We start from the raw sequence: 16,439 nt of genomic DNA, 5'->3' as shown, positions 1-16,439 counted from the left end.
TCTGACCAGCACGAACGCCTAGGGCTTCGGCCCGCTGTGGTTGACTTCGAGGTAACGAAGGGTCACACGTGCATCAGCTCACTCTCGGAGTCCTCTCACGTTCACGCAAGCCGAATGAGCGGCGACTTCCGATTCATCCACTTCATCTCGATCGCATCGATGCCGACATCCGAGCCCGCATGTTTCTCGAATCCGGTTACGGCGAGCCGTTCGGACTGTCCGACGAGCACTTGGCCGCGCAGGTAGCGGGCATCGGCACCCGTGCCGAACTCATCGCTCGATGCGATGTGATCCTGCTGCCGAAGCCGCAAGCCGAGGATCTCGCCGCGCTTCGCCCCGGGCAGACCCTGTGGGGTTGGCCGCACTGCGTCCAGGATCGAGCCCTCACCCAGATCGCCGTCGAACGCAAGCTGACACTGATCGCGTTCGAGGCCATGAACCACTGGACGCAGGACGGCTGGTTCAATCTCCATGTGTTCCACAAGAACAACGAACTGGCCGGCTACTGCTCGGTGCTGCACGCACTGCAACTGATCGGTTCCACGGGCGATTACGGCCGACGGTTGCGTGCCGCGGTCATCGGTTTCGGGGCCACGGCCCGCGGTGCCGTCACCGCTCTGAACGCGCACGGCATCCACGACGTCGACGTCCTGACACAACGCGGTGTCACGGCCGTCGGTTCGCCCATTCATTCGGCCAACATCGTGAACTTCGATCTCGACGACGCCGATCCCCGACGAAGCCGAGCTCTCACGCCCGAGGGACGGGTGCCGCTGTCCCAGTTCCTCGCCGACCACGACGTGATCGTCAATTGTGTTCTGCAGGACACCAATGCACCGTTGACGTTCCTGACGAACGACGATCTGCCCACTCTCGCACCGGGAACTCTCGTGGTCGACGTCTCCTGCGACGAGGGAATGGGCTTCGAATGGGCCAGACCCACCTCGTTCACCGATCCCATGTTCACCGTCGGCGACAACGTCAAGTACTACGCCGTCGACCACAGCCCGTCCTATCTGTGGAACTCGGCCACCTGGGAGATCAGCGAATCGTTGCTGCCCTACCTGCGAACCGTCCTCGACGGCCCCTCGGCCTGGAGCCGTGATGCCACCATCGAGCGATCGATCGAGATCAGGAGCGGCGTCATCGTCAACCCCAATATCCTTGCGTTCCAACACCGCAGTGCGGAGTACCCGCACACCGCCGCATGAACGAGGACGCAGCGTCGATCATCGGCTGGACCGAGGACGGTAGCGAGCGGACGTCTCGCTGGCAGTCCGAGAACGGCGCTCCCCCACCGCGCGTGGTGCGGATCGTGAACGATTCGACCACCGCCGACGTGGCGTACAAGATGGCCACGATCGGTGAGGCGTTGTTGTGGCGCGGCGATTACAACAACGCACGACAGCTGTTGACGGCGATGGCCCGGCGGGTACCGGCAGCGAAACACCTGCCGGCCGCGTCGGGTGCGGAGCGGTTCCATCTGCACCGCCAGTATCAAGCGCGACGTGCGCGAGTGCTGGGAATGCTTCTGGTGGAACTCGATTCGGATGTCCGTCTCGATCTCGGCCGGGCACCGGACGTGCGGGCGGCCGTGACGGACGCTCTCGGCCCGGACGCCGCGCCGTGCGTGCTGTCGTTGCGCGAACTGCTCGGGATGGTCGGCGCACACGAGTGGCGACGCAAGGGCGTCTTCGTTCCGGCGCTCGACGCCTCGATCCATCCGCACTACGGAGTCTTCTCCCCTGTCCGCGGCGAGTACGTTCGGCTCGTCGCCGACGCCCCGCTGCCGGACACGGACCGAGCGTTCGACATCGGCACCGGCTCGGGCGTGCTGGCTGCGGTACTCGCCCGGCGCGGGGTGACCTCGGTGGTCGCGACCGACAAGGATCCGCGGTCGGTCGCGTGCGCACGAGCCAACATCGATGCTCTCGGGTACGCCGATCGAGTCGAGGTGGTGCAGGCCGACATCTTCCCGTCCGGCCGCGCGGGACTGATCGTGTGCAATCCGCCCTGGATCCCCACGAAACCGACATCGGGCATCGAACATGCGGTGTACGACCCCGGGTCTCGAATGCTCAAATCCTTCCTGAGCCGGCTCCGCGGGCACCTGACGCCTGACGGTGAAGCATGGCTGGTGGTTTCCGACCTCGCCGAACTGCTCGAACTGGTCACTCGCGCAGACCTTCTCACCGCCATCGACGCTGCGGGTCTGGCCGTCGTCGGCCGCACCGACACCACCCCGACGCACTCACGCGTCACCGACAGCTCCGATGTGCTGCACGAGGCGCGCTCGCGCGAGACCACGTCGTTGTGGCGGCTGCGCGCACGCTGAGCGTGGACACACGACAGCGCCGCCCGAGTGATGCTCGGGCGGCGCTGCGTCGATCTTGTACCGCTCTACCGTTCGCGGGTCTCGAACTCACCGTTGATCACGGTGCCCAGCGGGGCGTCACGCTCCGCCTTCTTCGCGGCCTCGCGCATCTCGATTCCGTCGGTGATCAGGTCACCGATTTCGCGAGTGACGTCGCGGACGGCTCCGGCGATGATCACCACGATCCGGCCGACGTGAGTCGCGGCAGATTCGGTGAATTCCTGCACGGTGTCCTTGTTGCGCTCGAACTTTCCTACCAACAGGACCGCCCCCTTCGAAGTCGTCACGCTGCGCTGGTCTTCTTACGCTCGACGATAACACCGGCCGGAGCCGCCGATCCCGTGAGCGAATTGGGCAGCGCGAGCTTGAAGATCTTGCCCCACACGGTGCCGATCTGGTGGAAGAAGCCGCCGGTGTTGTAGGGCAGATCGTACTTCTCGCACAGGGCCTTGACCTCGGGCGCGATCTGCGGGTACCGATGCGCAGGCAGGTCGGGGAACAGATGGTGCTCGATCTGGTGCGAGAGGTTGCCCGACATGATGTGGAACAGCGGGGTGCCCTCGATGTTGGCCGAACCCAGCATCTGGCGCACGTACCACTCGCCGCGGGTCTCCTCTGCGGTCTCTTCCTGGCTGAACGTCTGGACTCCGGTCGGGAAGTGTCCACAGAAGATGATCGAGTAGGTCCACACGTTGCGGATGAGGTTCGCGGCCACGTTACCGACCACGGTCGAGACGAAGAACGGCCCGGTCAGCGCTGGGAAGATCACGTAGTCCTTGAGCGCCTGCTTGCCGGCCTTGCGCCACATGCCCTGCAGCAGCGGCTTCACGTCGTGCCACTTGCGCTTGCCCGCCACGATGTTCTCGGTTTCGAGGTCGTGCAGCATCACGCCCCACTCGAAGAACGTCATCAGCAGGAACGCGTAGACCGGGTTACCGAGGTAGTACGGGTTCCACTTCTGCTCCTGGTCCATCCGCAGCACGCCGTAGCCGATGTCGCGGTCCATGCCGACGATGTTGGTGAAGGTGTGGTGCATGTAGTTGTGCGAATGCTTCCACTGATCCGCCGGGCAGACGGTGTCCCACTCGAAGACCTCGGAGTTCAGTCCGGGCTCACGCATCCAGTCGTACTGGCCGTGCATGACGTTGTGGCCGATCTCCATGTTGTCCAGGATCTTCGCAACACCGAGGGCACCGACTCCGGCCAGCCACGCAGGCGGCAGGAAGGGCAGGTACATCAGTGCGCGTCCGGTGATCTCGAGGCCGCGCTGGGCCTTGATGATCTTGTAGATGTATTCGCGGTCCTCGTCGCCGAGCTTGGCGACGGTGCGGGCGCGCAGATCGTCGAGCTCGCGGCCGAGTTCCTGGACCTGTTCGTAGGTCAGCACGGTCGGCTCGTCCGGCAACGTCTCGTTGCGGCGGAAGGGAAGGACTGTGGTGGGCAGGATCGAGAGAATCGTTCCGAGCATCTGCTGGTCTCCAATTCGATCGGGTCGAGATGGGTCTGGACTGTCGGTGTCAGGGGTGGATCTAGATGTCGATGTCGACGTCGCCCACGGCAACGGACACGCACAGCTGGATCTTCTTGTCGGATTCGGTGTCGGTCTCACCGGTCTTGATGTTCTTGGTGCAGCCGGACTTCTTCACCGAGGTGCAGGTGAAGCAAATTCCCATCCGGCAACCGTTCGCCGGTGAGAGGCCCGCCGCCTCGGCCTGTTCGAGCAGCGTCTCGCCGTCGTTCTCCGAGGACACATCGCTGCCGGAGAACGTCGTGGTTCCGGTGACGTCGTCACTGACGGTGGCGAACGAGGGCGTGAATTCCTCGAGGTGCAGCCGCTCGCTCAATCCTGCGTCGTCGAAGAACGACGTCACGCCCTTCATGAGCCCAGGAGGTCCGCACAGGAAGGTGTCGGCCTCGGCGAACCACGGGGCCACTGCGTCGAGATGTTCCTGGCCGAAGAACCCGTACAGGTCGCCGCCCGTCTTCTGCTCGGTGTACGCGAAGACGATGTTCACGTTCTCGTGCTCTGCAGCGATCTTCTCCAGGTCCTTCTTGTACGCCACGTCGTTCTCGGTGAACGCGTAGTGCAGGAAGGTCAGGTCGCTGCTGTACCCCTCGTCCAGCAGCGACCTGAGCATCGACAGCACCGGCGTGATGCCGCTGCCACCGCTGATCAGCAACGTCTTCGCCGGGCGTGGTTCGGGAAGCTCGAACGTGCCGTCCGCCTGGGACAGGCTGACCACCAGACCGACGTGCGCGTTCTTGTGCAGGTACTGCGAGACCAGCCCCTCGGGATGCGCCTTGATCGTCAGTTCGATCCGGCCGTCCTTGCGGTACTGCGAGCAGGCAGGCGAATAGCAGCGGGTGTGACGAACACCGTCGATCACGACGCCGACCTGAACGAACTGGCCGGCCTTGAATCCCTTCCACTGACGCGTGGGGCGGATGGTGAGAGTCAACGATTCTTCGGTGGACCGGTGTATCGCAGTAACCTCACCGCGCAGGTCTCGAACGGTCGTCATGGGATCGACCAGTTCGAGGTACCGGTCGAGCGCGTGGGGTGTGGCCATGGCCTCGAACAGGGAAAGAAGCGAGAACTTGCGCAAACCCGAGGTCCGCGGCGGACGTTCTTGAAGCGTCATTCCATCCTCCCTAACCGGATCGAAACCTACGACCCATTCAGTGAACGATTGTGCACTAACATGAGTGTGGCAGAGCGACACCGGTACCTGTCAACGTTTATGTGACAGCCGTTACAGAGCGAATCGACCGTTCCGTGGGTGTCGGGGAGGAACCGGAAGGGAGATCACAGAATGCGCGCCCATAAACTGGACGTTGTGACAGAACCGGGGACCCGTGCCGAGCGCAAGGAACGCACGCGTCAGGCATTGATCGAGGGCACCCTCGACCTGCTACGCGAGCGCTCTTTCGCCAGCGTCAGCCTGCGTGAGGTCGCCCGATCCGCCGGCATCGTCCCCACCGCGTTCTACCGACACTTCGCGTCCATGGAGGACCTCGGCGTCGCGCTCGTCGAGGACAGCATGCGCATGCTGCGGCAGATGCTGCGCGACGCTCGACGCAACCCGAGCGCCACGACCGCCACCGAATCCTTCGGCATCCTGGTCCGCCAGGTTCGTACCCACGAGGATCAGTTCCGATTTCTCAGTCGTGAACGGTACGGCGGCGTCACCGAGGTGCGGCGCGCCTTCGCCACCGAGCTACGCCTGTTCGTCAGCGAGCTGACCATCGACCTCTGCCGCATGCCCGGCCTCGAGCAGTGGGACGTCGCCGACCTCGAGATGACGGCCGACCTACTCGTCTCGACGATGCTCACCGCGGTGGTCGGACTGTTGGAAATCGACAGGCCGGGTAGTCAGAACGAGAAGGACCTGATTCAGCGGACCGAGAAGCAGATCCGCATGATCATGCTCGGAATGAGCCGATGGGAACCACGACGGGCTTGACCGTTCGAGAACGAGACGGCCGCGAAGGAATGTTCATGACCGAGGTACGAGTCGGCGAGTACGTGTTCGACGTTACGATATCGGGTCCGTCGGACGGTGTTCCGGTGGTTGCACTGCACGGCTTTCCGCAGACCAACGCGTCGTGGACCGCGGTGACGCCCGGCTTGGTGGACGCAGGCTGTCGTGTGATCGCCCCGAACCAGCGGGGCTACTCCCCCGGTGCCCGCCCGATCGGTGTCGAGCACTATCGCATCGAACGTCTCACCGGCGACGTTCTCGGCCTGCTCGACGCACTCGAGGTGCCCTCGGCGCATCTGGTCGGACACGACTGGGGTGCGGTGGTCGCCTGGCACGTGGCGGCCGAGCATCCGGACCGCGTGCGCACGCTCACCACGGCGTCGGTCCCGCATTCGGCTGCATTCAACTGGGCCATCCGTCAGGATCCGGATCAGCAGGAGCGGTCGAAGTACTTCGGCCTGCTTCGGGAGCCGGAGAAGGCCGAGCGAGTTCTGGTGGAGAACGACGCGCAGCGTCTGCGCGCGATGTTCGGTGCCGAGAGCCTCGACGACGAGTACGTTCGTCATCTCACCGTCCCCGGGGCGCTGACGGCCGCATCGAGTTGGTATGCCGCGATGACCAGAGAGTTCGCGAACCTGACGCCGGTGACCGTGCCCACCACATACGTCTGGAGCAACGGCGACACCGCCATCGGTCGAGCGGGAGCGGAGCGCTGCGGCGAATTCGTCGATGCACCATACCGATTCGTCGAACTGGACGGCATCTCGCACTGGATCCCGGAGGAAGCCCCAGGGGAACTCACGGCCGAGATCCTGGCCCGTATCGACTCCGTTCAGACCTGATCCGGAGCCCGCACCTTCAGCAACGCCAGCAGACCGGCAGCGAGAACGATGATCAACCCGGCGATACCCGCGCGGTCGGCGTCGAAGATCCACACGAACAGGCCGAACAGAGACGGTGCGAGGAACGACGCGGCACGACCCGTCGTCGCGAACAGTCCGAAGAACTGACCTTCTCGTCCCGGCGGAGCCAACCGGGCCAGGAAGGTGCGAGCGGACGACTGCGCCGGTCCGACGAACAGGCACAGGATCAGCCCGAAGATCCAGAACATCGTCGGTCCCGAGACGAACAGCAGAACGGTTCCGGCCGCGATCATGGACGTGAGCGAGAAGACGATGACCTTCTTGGGTCCGATTCTGTCGTCGAACCGCCCGGCGACGATGGCACCGAGGCCTGCGATGACGTTGGCGGCGACGCCGAACAGCAGAACGTCACCCGCACCGATGCCGTAGACACTGACGGCGAGAACGGCCCCGAAGGTGAAGACACCTGCAAGTCCGTCTCGGAACAGTGCACTGGCGATCAGGTAGTACACGGCGCGCCGGTCTGCGCTCCACAGCTCACGGACATCGCGAAACAGAACACGGTACGAGGCCGCGAACCCGGCTTCGGCGGCCTTCGGATCGGCGACGGCTCGCGGCACTTCGGGAACGGAGAACATCACCGGGACGGCCGAGACGGCGAACCACACGGCAGCGAGCAGCGCGACGAGTCGGATGTTGAGTCCACCGTCGGTACTCAGACCCAGAACCCCGCGGGTGTCGCCGTCGCCGGCGATGAAGCCGACGTAGCACAGAAGCAGCAGTACGATTCCGCCGAAATAGCCCATGGACCAACCGAACCCGGATACCCGGCCGATGTTCTCCGGCGTGGAGACCTGCCGCAGCATCGAGTTGTAGGGGATGCTGGCCAGCTCGAACATGATGGACCCGAGACCGAGCAGCAGCAGGCCCAGCCAGAGATAGTGGTAGTCGTCTCGGACGAAGAACAGGCCTGCCATGGCGACGACCGTCAGCGTGGTCAACACTCCGAGCAGCCACTTGCGTTTGCCACGCGCGTCGAAGTATTGCCCGCAGACCGGTGCGAGGAGCGCGATCACAACGCTGGACACGGCAATTGTCCAACTGAACCAGGTGGTGGCCGAGATCGAACCGGGTAGGTCGTCGCCGACTGCATCGGTGAGATACACCGAGAACACGAACGTGAGAACAACGGCGTTGAACGCCGCCGAGCCCCAGTCCCAGAACCCCCAGGCGGTGACCTGCTTGCGCGTTGTGGCGACTCCGACGACAGCGGCCTCCGGCTGGGTTCCCATGTTTGCCAACACTAGTCCGCGTCGGACTCGCGCCCAGTTGCACCTAGTTGCATAAGCACCGCGTTGCATACATACTCTCGGATGTGGCTTTGGAACACGCGATCCTGGTTTCCCTGACCGAGCTCAGCGGCTCGGGATACGAGCTCGCCCGTCGCTTCGACAAGTCCATCGGGTTCTTCTGGAGCGCAACGCATCAGCAGATCTATCGGACTCTGACGAGAATGGACGGGGCCGGGTGGATCACCGGCGAGGCGGTCGCGCAGGACGGCAGGCCGGACAAGAAGGTGTACTCCGTCAGCGCTGCGGGCCGGGCCGAACTCGACCGCTGGATCGCCGCGCCGACCGACCCTTCGCAATTACGCGAGGAGCTGGCCGTCAAGATCCGCGGTGCGGCCAACGGCGACATCGAGGCTCTCAAGGTCGAGGTCGCCCGCCATCGCGATGTACATGCCACCCGCCTCGACGTCTATCGACTGATCGAGAAACAGGATTTTCCGGCTCCCGCTGCCCTCACCGGCACCGCGCTGCATCAATATCTGGTGCTGCGCGGCGGAATTCGCGTCGAAGAAGGATTCACCGAGTGGTGCACCGAGGTATTGGAGAAGCTGTGACGATCGAGCAGACCGCTGGCCCGTATCCGATTCTGTTGTCGCCGTTGGATGTCGGCGCAACCACGCTGAAGAACCGCGTGATCATGGGATCGATTCACACCGGCCTCGAAGATCGCGCCCGCGACACCGGCCGATTGGCGGCCTACTTCGCCGAGCGTGCCCGCGGCGGAGTCGCACTCATCATCACCGGGGGTTATGCCCCCAATCGCACCGGCTGGCTGTTGCCGTTCGGGGCCAAGCTGACCAATCGCATCGAAGCCCGCCGACATCGACGGATCACCGCTGCCGTGCACCGCGAGGGCGGCAAGATCGCACTGCAGATCCTCCATGCCGGGCGCTATTCCTATCAGCCGCTGAGCGTCTCGGCGTCGTCGATCAAGGCCCCCATCAACCCTTTTCGGCCCAGGCGACTGACCTCGCGGGGCGTCCGCTGGCAGATCCGCAACTTCGTGCGCTGCGCTCGGCTCGCCCAGAGCGCCGGATACGACGGCGTCGAGATCATGGGCGGTGAAGGCTACTTCATCAACCAGTTCCTCTCCGAGCGCACCAACAGGCGACGAGACGAGTGGGGCGGTTCGGCGGAGAATCGCCGGCGAATGGCCGTGGAGATCGTGCGGCAGACGAGGGCAGCCGTGGGCCCGGACTTCCTCATCGTGTTCCGGCTGTCGATGGCCGATCTGGTGGAGCAGGGCCAGAGTTGGAACGACATCGTCGCACTGGCGCAGGACGTCGAAGCCGCGGGTGCGAACATCATCAACACCGACATCGGCTGGCACGAGTCGCGAGTGCCGACCATCGTCACCTCGGTGCCGCGCGCTGCATTCGCGGACATCACCGGCAAGCTCGAGAAGCACGTGGCCATCCCCGTCGCCGCGTCCAATCGCATCAACATGCCCGAGATCGCCGAGAACATCCTCGCCCGCGGCGACGCACAGTTGATCGCGATGGCCAGGCCGATGCTGGCAGATCCGTTCTGGGTCGAGAAGGCCGCGACCGACTCGGCGGACCGGATCAACACCTGCATTGCCTGCAATCAGGCCTGCCTCGACCACGCGTTCGTCCACAAGAAGGTCTCCTGCCTGGTCAATCCTCGTGCCGGACGTGAGATCGATCTACAGCTGCTGCCGACGAAGAAGACCAAGAAGGTCGCGGTCGTCGGAGCCGGACCCGCAGGCCTGGCTGCCGCACTCAATCTCGCGCAACGCGGACATGCCGTCAGCCTGTTCGAGGCCAGAAGCGAGATCGGTGGACAGTTCGGTATCGCGCGGCTCATTCCCGGCAAGGAGGAATTCGCCGAGACCATCCGGTATTTCTCGAGCGCACTGCGCTCCGCCGACGTCGCGGTGCACCTCGACACCAGGGTCACCGCCGCAGAACTGATCGCGGGCGAGTTCGACGAGGTGGTACTCGCCACCGGCGTCACTCCCCGGATTCCGAACATCCCCGGCATCGAGCATCCGTCGGTGCTGTCGTACGCAGAACTGGTGCGCGACGGCAGGCCCGTCGGCGATCGGGTCGCGGTCATCGGTGCCGGCGGAATCGGTATCGACATCTCCGAGTTCCTCACCACCGACGCCTCCCCGACGTTGGATCTGAAGGAATGGAAGCAGGAGTGGGGCGTCACCGAGCCCGAGGCCGCGCCGGGGGCGTTGACGACTCCGGTGCCCGCACCGTCTCCGCGTGAGGTGTATCTGCTGCAACGCAAGCCGGGACGCATCGGGACAGGGCTGGCGAAGACGACCGGTTGGGTCCATCGCGCTGCACTGAAAGCCAAAGGTGTGCATCAGCTCTCGGGCGTCAACTACGAGAAGATCGACGACGCGGGGCTGCACATCTCCTTCGGTGACAAGCACGAACGTTCGCGCGTTCTCGAGGTCGACACCATCGTGATCTGCGCGGGCCAGGAGTCGGTACGCGACCTGGTCGACGAACTGAAGGCCGCGGGGACCACCACACACGTCATCGGCGGTGCGGACGTCGCAGCGGAGCTCGACGCCAAGAGGGCCATCGAGCAAGGCACCCGGCTCGCGGCCACGATCTGATCTTTTCCGCTAGCCTGTCTCACCGTGAGCCTGCCCAAGCCCAGTCCAGATGCCCGCGCCGTCGTCACCGGAGCCTCCTCCGGAATCGGTGAAGCCCTGGCCACCGAACTTGCCGTCCGCGGACATTCCCTGATCGTGGTGGCCCGACGCGGCGAGCTGCTCGAGGCGTTGGCTGCCAAGCTCACAGCCGAGCACGGCGTCACCGTCGAGGTGCGTCAGTCGGATCTGTCGAATCGTCAGCAGCGACAGGAACTGGTCACCGAGCTGGCCGAGCGCGAGATCTCGATCCTGTGCAACAACGCAGGCATTGCGACGTTCGGACCGGTGGCCGGTCTCGATCCAGCGTACGAGCGCGACCAGGTCGAGCTCAATGCCGTTGCGGTACACGACCTCACGTTGGCCGTCATGCCCGGCATGATCGGCCGCGGAGCAGGTGGAATCCTCATCACCGGTTCGGCGGCAGGCAACATGGCCATCCCCAACAATGCGACGTACGCCGCGACCAAGGCCTTCGTCAACACGTTCTCCGAATCACTCCGCGGTGAACTCGCGGGCACCGGCGTCAACGTCACCCTGCTGGCTCCGGGCCCGGTCCGCACCGAGACACCCGATCCGGCCGAGGCCTCGATCGTGGACAAGATGGTTCCCGACTTTCTGTGGATCGACAGCGCCTACACCGCGAAGCTGTCCCTCGACGGCCTCGCGAAGAACAAGATGCGCGTCGTACCGGGCCTGCTCAGCAAGGGCATGTCGGCGGCCGGGCAGTACAGCCCGCGTAGCATCTCCGCTCCGATCATCGGCAGCTTCTACAAGAAGCTGGGCAACTGATCTCAGCGCCTGCGGCGACGTCCGGTCCCGAAGATGCTGCGCGAAATTTCCCGCCCGGCAGCCGAGGCGGCCGAGCGGAGAAAGCTCTTGACGGCAGGGTTGCCCATGATGCGCTCGGCAGCCGACGGGCCGTCCGGCTCGCTCGGCGGTAGATCCGGCAGATCGGCCGGCAGCGGCGGGATGTCGAACTTCTCCGCCGGAGCGGGCGCGTTGGCCACGCGAGCGTTCATCCGCTCGTAGGCCGACTCACGATCGACCGTTTCCCGGTACTTCGCGGACAGTGTGCTCGACGACGCGGCCGCCGCGATGGCGTCGTTGCCGATGGTGTCCATCAACGAGCGCGGCGGGCGAATCTTGGTCCAGGCCACGGGCGTCGGGGCACCTTTCTCCGAAAGCACCGTCACGATGGCCTCGCCGGTACCCAAGGACGTCAGTGCCTTCTCGAGGTCGTAGGCGTCGGTCTTGGGGTACGTGCGCACCGTCTTGTTCAACGCCTTCTGATCATCGGGTGTGAAGGCGCGCAGTGCGTGCTGAATTCGCGCTCCCAACTGGGAGAGAACGTCGTTGGGGACGTCGGTGGGTAGCTGCGTGCAGAAGAAGACTCCGACCCCCTTCGAGCGGATGAGCTTGACGGTCTGCTCCACCTGCTGCAGAAATGCTTTCGACGCGTCGGCGAACAGCAGGTGCGCCTCGTCGAAGATGAAGACCAGCTTGGGTTTGTCGACATCGCCCACCTCGGGCAGCGTCTGGAACAGGTCGGCCAGCACCCACATCAGGAAGGTGGAGAACATCACCGGCCGTGCTGCCTGCGCTCCGAGCTCGAACAGCGTGATGACGCCCCGTCCGTCCGGCCCGACTCGCAGCAGGTCCTCGGTCTCGAGCTCGGGCTCGCCGAAGAAGGTGTCGCCGCCGTCTGCTTCGAGGTTGACCAACGCGCGCAGAATGACGCCTGCGGTTGCCGAGGAGACACCGCCGATGCCTTTCAGGTCGGCCTTGCCCTCGTCGCTGGTCAGGTGCATGATCACCGATCGCAGGTCCTTGAGATCGAGCAGGGCGAGCCCCTGGGAATCGGCCCAGTGGAAGATCAAGCCCAGGGTGGATTCCTGAGTGGTGTTCAGCCCCAACACTTTACTGAGCAGAATCGGCCCGAAGGCGGTGATGGTGGCGCGGACCGGTACCCCGATTCCCTCGGTGCCGAGCGAGAGAAACTCCACCGGATGGCCGGTGGGAGCCCAGTCCGCAATACCGGTGTCCGCTGCTCGGCTGCGAATCTTCTCGTTGTCCGCTCCTGGCTTCGACAGGCCCGACAGGTCACCTTTGACGTCGGCCATGACCACGGGGACGCCTGCGGCGCACAGCTGTTCGGCAATACCCTGCAACGTCTTGGTCTTTCCGGTTCCGGTGGCTCCTGCCACGAGGCCGTGTCTGTTCAACGTGGCCAACGGGATTCGGATGCGGGCAGACGGATCGGTGACGCCGTCCAGCACCACGGTTCCCAATTCCAACGCGGCACCCTCCGAGGCGTATCCGGCGGCGATCTCGGCGGCTCTGCCGGTCGATGCCTGCGGCTGCCCCTTTTCCGCAGCCAGCGCTTCGGCTTCGGCGGCGTCGGCGGCGGCCAGCGCTTCGGCTGCGACCCGTGCTGCTTCGACGGCTGCGGCTTTGGCTGCCTTCGCCTTCTCTGCCGGGCTGAGCGTAGGTTCCGGCTGCGTCGGGTCGACTGTCATGTCCGCGTCCTCCATGAACGTGTGCTGATGCTGATCTGGCTCGATCGCCACCGCAAACCCTAGTGGCATCGCAGCTCGCACTAGTGTGGTGCGAGTGCAGGACAAACTCGTGTGGATCGACTGTGAAATGACCGGCTTGGACCTGAGCAAGGACAAGCTGATCGAAATTGCGGCGCTGGTGACCGACAGTGAGCTCAACATCCTCGGGGAGGGTGTCGACATCGTCATCCACGCCGACGACGACGCGTTGGCGAACATGCCTGCCGTCGTCACCGACATGCACGCCAAGTCGGGCTTGACCGACGAGGTGCGGGCGTCGACGGTGACACTGGAGGAAGCCGAGCAGCGCGTTCTGGCGTACATCAAGGAGCATGTCCCGGTGGCCGGGACCGTTCCACTCGCAGGAAACTCGATCGCGACCGATCGCGGATTCATCTCCCGCGACATGGCCGCGCTCGACACCTACCTCCACTACCGCATGATCGACGTGAGCTCCATCAAGGAACTCTCCCGCCGGTGGTACCCGCGGATCTACTACGGACAGCCTCCCAAGGGCCTTGCCCACCGGGCTCTGGCAGACATCAAGGAGTCGATCAAAGAGCTGCAGTACTACCGCCGCACGGCATTCGTGGCGCAGCCAGGGCCCTCTACCAGCGATATCGCCGCGGTCGTTCACGATCTCGACACGCAAGCAGGGGCGGATTAGCAACCCGGGATTCAACCCGCTAGTATTGTCGACGCTGCTGATGGAGAGCCCGAAACGGTTCTGCTGATGCGCATATGGTGGGTGTAGTTCAGCTGGTAGAGCACCAGGTTGTGATCCTGGGTGTCGCGGGTTCGAGTCCCGTCACTCACCCCATACGAACAAGGCCGGTCTCCTCGCGAGACCGGCCTTTTTCGTGCGTCCATCACCCAGCCCAGAGGGCCGCCCCGTTACCCCCGCATCCACCCTGACCTCGAATTACGTTGTTGTAATTCAACTTTCAGGTTTCCTGTGGGGTTAATGTGACGTACGGTTACCAATGGCACTTTTGGGGAAGAAAAGTACCAATGTGATTCATGTGTTTTTTGCTACGTGAGTTCAGCGTGCCCCGAAGCGTCACCGAACATGTTCTTACGTCCTGCGCGCACCCATCCGACGGTGCGCGGAGGACGCAGACGAGGAGGCTTTTCGTGGGTCGCAGAATGCACAGAGTCATAGCGGGTTCGATCTTGTCGGCAGCACTGTGCATCGGCACAACCGGCGTGCTCAGCCCGGCGGTGGCCACCGCTCAACCCACGATCGAACTACCTCAGATCCCCATACCGCAGCCCGATGCGCAGCAACGGGCCGCCATTCTCGCTGCCGTTCTCGACGCCACCGGCGTGCTCATCAACCAGGTCGCAGCCATCGTTCTGGACAGCGACGTTCTCTCTGCACCCGACGTCGCCGACGCACCGTCCACGGCAGACCTGCCCGAGATCGAACTCCCGACCGCGCCCCCGACCGTGGGGCTCGGCGGGGCGGTGCTCCCCATCGACGCGGGCAAGTACCGCATCAGTTCGGGCTACGGCGGACGTAACAACCCGACCGGTAACGGAGCGCAGTACCACCAGGGCGTGGACTTCGCCGCAGACAGCGGAACGCCCATCCACGCGGTGACCGGCGGAACCGTCGTTCAGGCCGGAGACGCAGGCGACGGCTACGGCAAGCTCGTCCGAGTCAAGAGCGGCAACACCGAGACCTACTACGGCCACCAGTCCAGCATCGCCGTCGCCGTCGGAGACGAAGTGGCACCGGGCGACGTACTCGGCGCAGTCGGCAGTACCGGAAATTCGACCGGACCGCATCTGCACTTCGAGGTACGCAACAACGGTTCGAGCATCGAACCGGTGGCGTACCTGAAGACCCTGGGTATCGACCCGTCGTTGTACCAGACTCGCGACCGTAGCTGATCCGGCCGGGCCGGGTTCGAGATCAGACGGTGGTGGCGTTCCCGGCTTTCCACTCGTCCCACGGGATATTCCAGTCACCGAGGCCGTCGGTACCCGACAACGTTCCGCCGACGGTGTTCTTCACGACGACGATGTCCCCGCGCTTGGTGTTGTCGTAGACCCACTTCGCGTTGGTGGGACTCAGGTTCAGGCACCCGTGCGACGCGTTGGAATAACCCTGCTGTCCCACCGACCACGGTGCGGAGTGGAAGAAGATGCCGCTGTAGGACATTCGCGTCGCCCAGTCGACCGGAGTGCGGTATCCGCTGGACGAATTCACCGGCACGCCGTAGGTCGACGAATCCATCACGAGATGCTCGAAGCGGTCGCCGATGATGTAGACCCCGTTGTCGGTGGGGGTGCTGTCCTTGCCCATCGACGTCGGCATGGTGATGACGTCCTGGCCGTTGACGTTGAACGTCACCTGCTTGGTGTTGTCGTCGGCGGTGGCGATGACGGCGTCACCGATCGTGAACGACGTCGTGGCGTTCTCCTGGCCGAAGATGTCGTCACCGAGATCGCGCCCGTACACGTTCACCGCCACGTCGACCTTGGTGCCCGGTGCCCAGTAGTTCTGCGGACGCCAGCGAACTTCTTTGTTGTTGACCCAGTAGAACGCGCCCTCGACGGCGGGCGTGGTGGTGACGGTGATCGCGTTCTGCGCAGCGATCTTGTCGGTGATCGGTTCGTCGAACTGAACCGCGACGGGCTGCCCGATACCCACGACGTCGCCGGGGTTCGGCAATACGTAGGGCTTGGTGAAGTTACCGGGTTGGCTGGTGGTGAAGCTCGATACGGTGCTCGACGCTCCCCCGAGTCCGTATGCGTCGGCCTGAACGCGGTATTCGCGGTCGTAGCCGAGCGGTTCGGTGTTGGTCCACGACAATCCGTCGGGCGAGATCGCACCCGAGACCGGCTCGCCCTCCGGGTTGAGCATGGTCACCGAGGACAATTTGCCGTCGGCGACCGAAACGGTCACCGGGTCCGCCGGCGAGAATCCGACGGCACCGTCGAGAACGCTGGAGGTCAGCTTCGGCTTCATCAGCTCGGTCATCGGGTTGGAATCGATCGGCACCGACGGTTCGGAGATGTCCGAAGAGGAACTACATCCCGACAGGACTGCCACCGAAGCAACCACTCCCACCGCGGCGATGACGAATCCGCGATACACCCTCATGAACCACACCACTTCCCACTTCGTGCCCGACCGGGACGATTGTGCCAGCGAAGAATCGGACACTCCACT

The 16,439-nt window shown here is 64.3% G+C and carries 15 protein-coding genes and 1 tRNA gene; 10 read left to right on the top strand and 6 right to left on the bottom strand.

What is annotated here, in order from left to right:
• The first annotated feature begins 68 nt into the window (after window positions 1–68).
• Entirely contained in the window at window positions 69–1,211 is a 1,143-nt protein-coding gene (locus CH273_RS24870) for a N(5)-(carboxyethyl)ornithine synthase (RefSeq protein ID WP_032394618.1), read from the top strand.
• Window positions 1,208–2,335: a methyltransferase gene (locus CH273_RS24865; protein WP_052049350.1), complete on the top strand. Its 1,128-nt coding sequence runs from the start codon at window positions 1,208–1,210 to the stop codon at window positions 2,333–2,335. Before CH273_RS24870 ends, CH273_RS24865 begins: the two co-directional genes overlap by 4 nt.
• 65 nt (window positions 2,336–2,400) lie before the next feature.
• Here CH273_RS24865 and CH273_RS24860 read toward each other — a convergent pair whose 3' ends face one another.
• From CH273_RS24860 to CH273_RS24850, 3 genes are all read right to left on the bottom strand, one after another.
• Entirely contained in the window at window positions 2,401–2,634 is a 234-nt protein-coding gene (locus CH273_RS24860; RefSeq protein ID WP_032394788.1) for a hypothetical protein, read from the bottom strand.
• 23 nt (window positions 2,635–2,657) lie between these two features.
• Window positions 2,658–3,842: a fatty acid desaturase family protein gene (locus tag CH273_RS24855; RefSeq protein WP_032394619.1), complete on the bottom strand. Its 1,185-nt coding sequence runs from the start codon at window positions 3,840–3,842 to the stop codon at window positions 2,658–2,660.
• A gap of 61 nt (window positions 3,843–3,903) precedes the next feature.
• Window positions 3,904–5,016, bottom strand: a complete 1,113-nt coding sequence (locus CH273_RS24850; RefSeq protein ID WP_032394620.1) for a ferredoxin reductase — start codon at window positions 5,014–5,016, stop codon at window positions 3,904–3,906.
• A 171-nt stretch (window positions 5,017–5,187) separates the two neighbouring features.
• Here CH273_RS24850 and CH273_RS24845 point away from each other — a divergent pair, with 171 nt between their 5' ends.
• The gene (locus tag CH273_RS24845) at window positions 5,188–5,838 is read left to right on the top strand and encodes a TetR family transcriptional regulator (protein ID WP_230596664.1); all 651 of its coding nucleotides are present in this window, start codon (window positions 5,188–5,190) and stop codon (window positions 5,836–5,838) included.
• 29 nt (window positions 5,839–5,867) lie between these two features.
• A complete protein-coding gene (locus CH273_RS24840; RefSeq protein WP_032394790.1) occupies window positions 5,868–6,698 on the top strand; it encodes an alpha/beta fold hydrolase in 831 nt (276 codons plus the stop codon).
• Here CH273_RS24840 and CH273_RS24835 read toward each other — a convergent pair.
• Window positions 6,689–8,011 (bottom strand): MFS transporter, encoded by a 1,323-nt coding sequence (locus tag CH273_RS24835; protein ID WP_032394621.1) that lies wholly within the window; start codon window positions 8,009–8,011, stop codon window positions 6,689–6,691. The two genes, CH273_RS24840 and CH273_RS24835, sit on opposite strands and share 10 nt — an antisense overlap.
• Before the next feature lie 83 nt (window positions 8,012–8,094).
• Here CH273_RS24835 and CH273_RS24830 point away from each other — a divergent pair, with 83 nt between their 5' ends.
• The 3 genes from CH273_RS24830 to cmrA are packed head-to-tail and all read left to right on the top strand — an operon-like array spanning window position 8,095 to window position 11,492.
• A complete protein-coding gene (locus CH273_RS24830; RefSeq protein WP_027497612.1) occupies window positions 8,095–8,622 on the top strand; it encodes a PadR family transcriptional regulator in 528 nt (175 codons plus the stop codon).
• Window positions 8,619–10,664: an NADPH-dependent 2,4-dienoyl-CoA reductase gene (locus CH273_RS24825; RefSeq protein WP_179275548.1), complete on the top strand. Its 2,046-nt coding sequence runs from the start codon at window positions 8,619–8,621 to the stop codon at window positions 10,662–10,664. Before CH273_RS24830 ends, CH273_RS24825 begins: the two co-directional genes overlap by 4 nt.
• Window positions 10,665–10,688: 24 nt before the next feature.
• Window positions 10,689–11,492, top strand: coding sequence for a mycolate reductase (gene cmrA, locus CH273_RS24820; protein WP_032394622.1), 804 nt, complete (start codon window positions 10,689–10,691; stop codon window positions 11,490–11,492).
• A gap of 2 nt (window positions 11,493–11,494) precedes the next feature.
• On the opposite strand, the gene CH273_RS24815 is transcribed toward cmrA, so the two are convergent.
• Window positions 11,495–13,219, bottom strand: a complete 1,725-nt coding sequence (locus tag CH273_RS24815; protein WP_032394792.1) for a helicase HerA-like domain-containing protein — start codon at window positions 13,217–13,219, stop codon at window positions 11,495–11,497.
• A gap of 94 nt (window positions 13,220–13,313) precedes the next feature.
• On the opposite strand from CH273_RS24815, the gene orn reads away from it, so the two are divergent.
• The 3 genes from orn (at window position 13,314) to CH273_RS24800 (ending at window position 15,154) form a co-directional block, all read left to right on the top strand.
• The gene (orn, locus tag CH273_RS24810) at window positions 13,314–13,925 is read left to right on the top strand and encodes an oligoribonuclease (RefSeq protein ID WP_082322415.1); all 612 of its coding nucleotides are present in this window, start codon (window positions 13,314–13,316) and stop codon (window positions 13,923–13,925) included.
• A gap of 77 nt (window positions 13,926–14,002) precedes the next feature.
• A tRNA-His gene (locus CH273_RS24805) sits at window positions 14,003–14,078 on the top strand.
• A gap of 314 nt (window positions 14,079–14,392) precedes the next feature.
• A complete protein-coding gene (locus CH273_RS24800; protein ID WP_032394623.1) occupies window positions 14,393–15,154 on the top strand; it encodes a M23 family metallopeptidase in 762 nt (253 codons plus the stop codon).
• Between the two features lie 22 nt (window positions 15,155–15,176).
• Here the strand turns inward: CH273_RS24800 and CH273_RS24795 are convergent, their stop codons facing one another.
• Entirely contained in the window at window positions 15,177–16,370 is a 1,194-nt protein-coding gene (locus tag CH273_RS24795; RefSeq protein ID WP_032394794.1) for a L,D-transpeptidase, read from the bottom strand.
• Window positions 16,371–16,439: the final 69 nt, after the last annotated feature.

Source organism: Rhodococcus sp. 05-339-2 (assembly GCF_002258965.1).
Taxonomy (GTDB): domain Bacteria; phylum Actinomycetota; class Actinomycetes; order Mycobacteriales; family Mycobacteriaceae; genus Rhodococcoides.
Note: the sequence above shows the minus strand (reverse complement) of the source record. Positions and strands in the feature narration are given on the sequence as shown.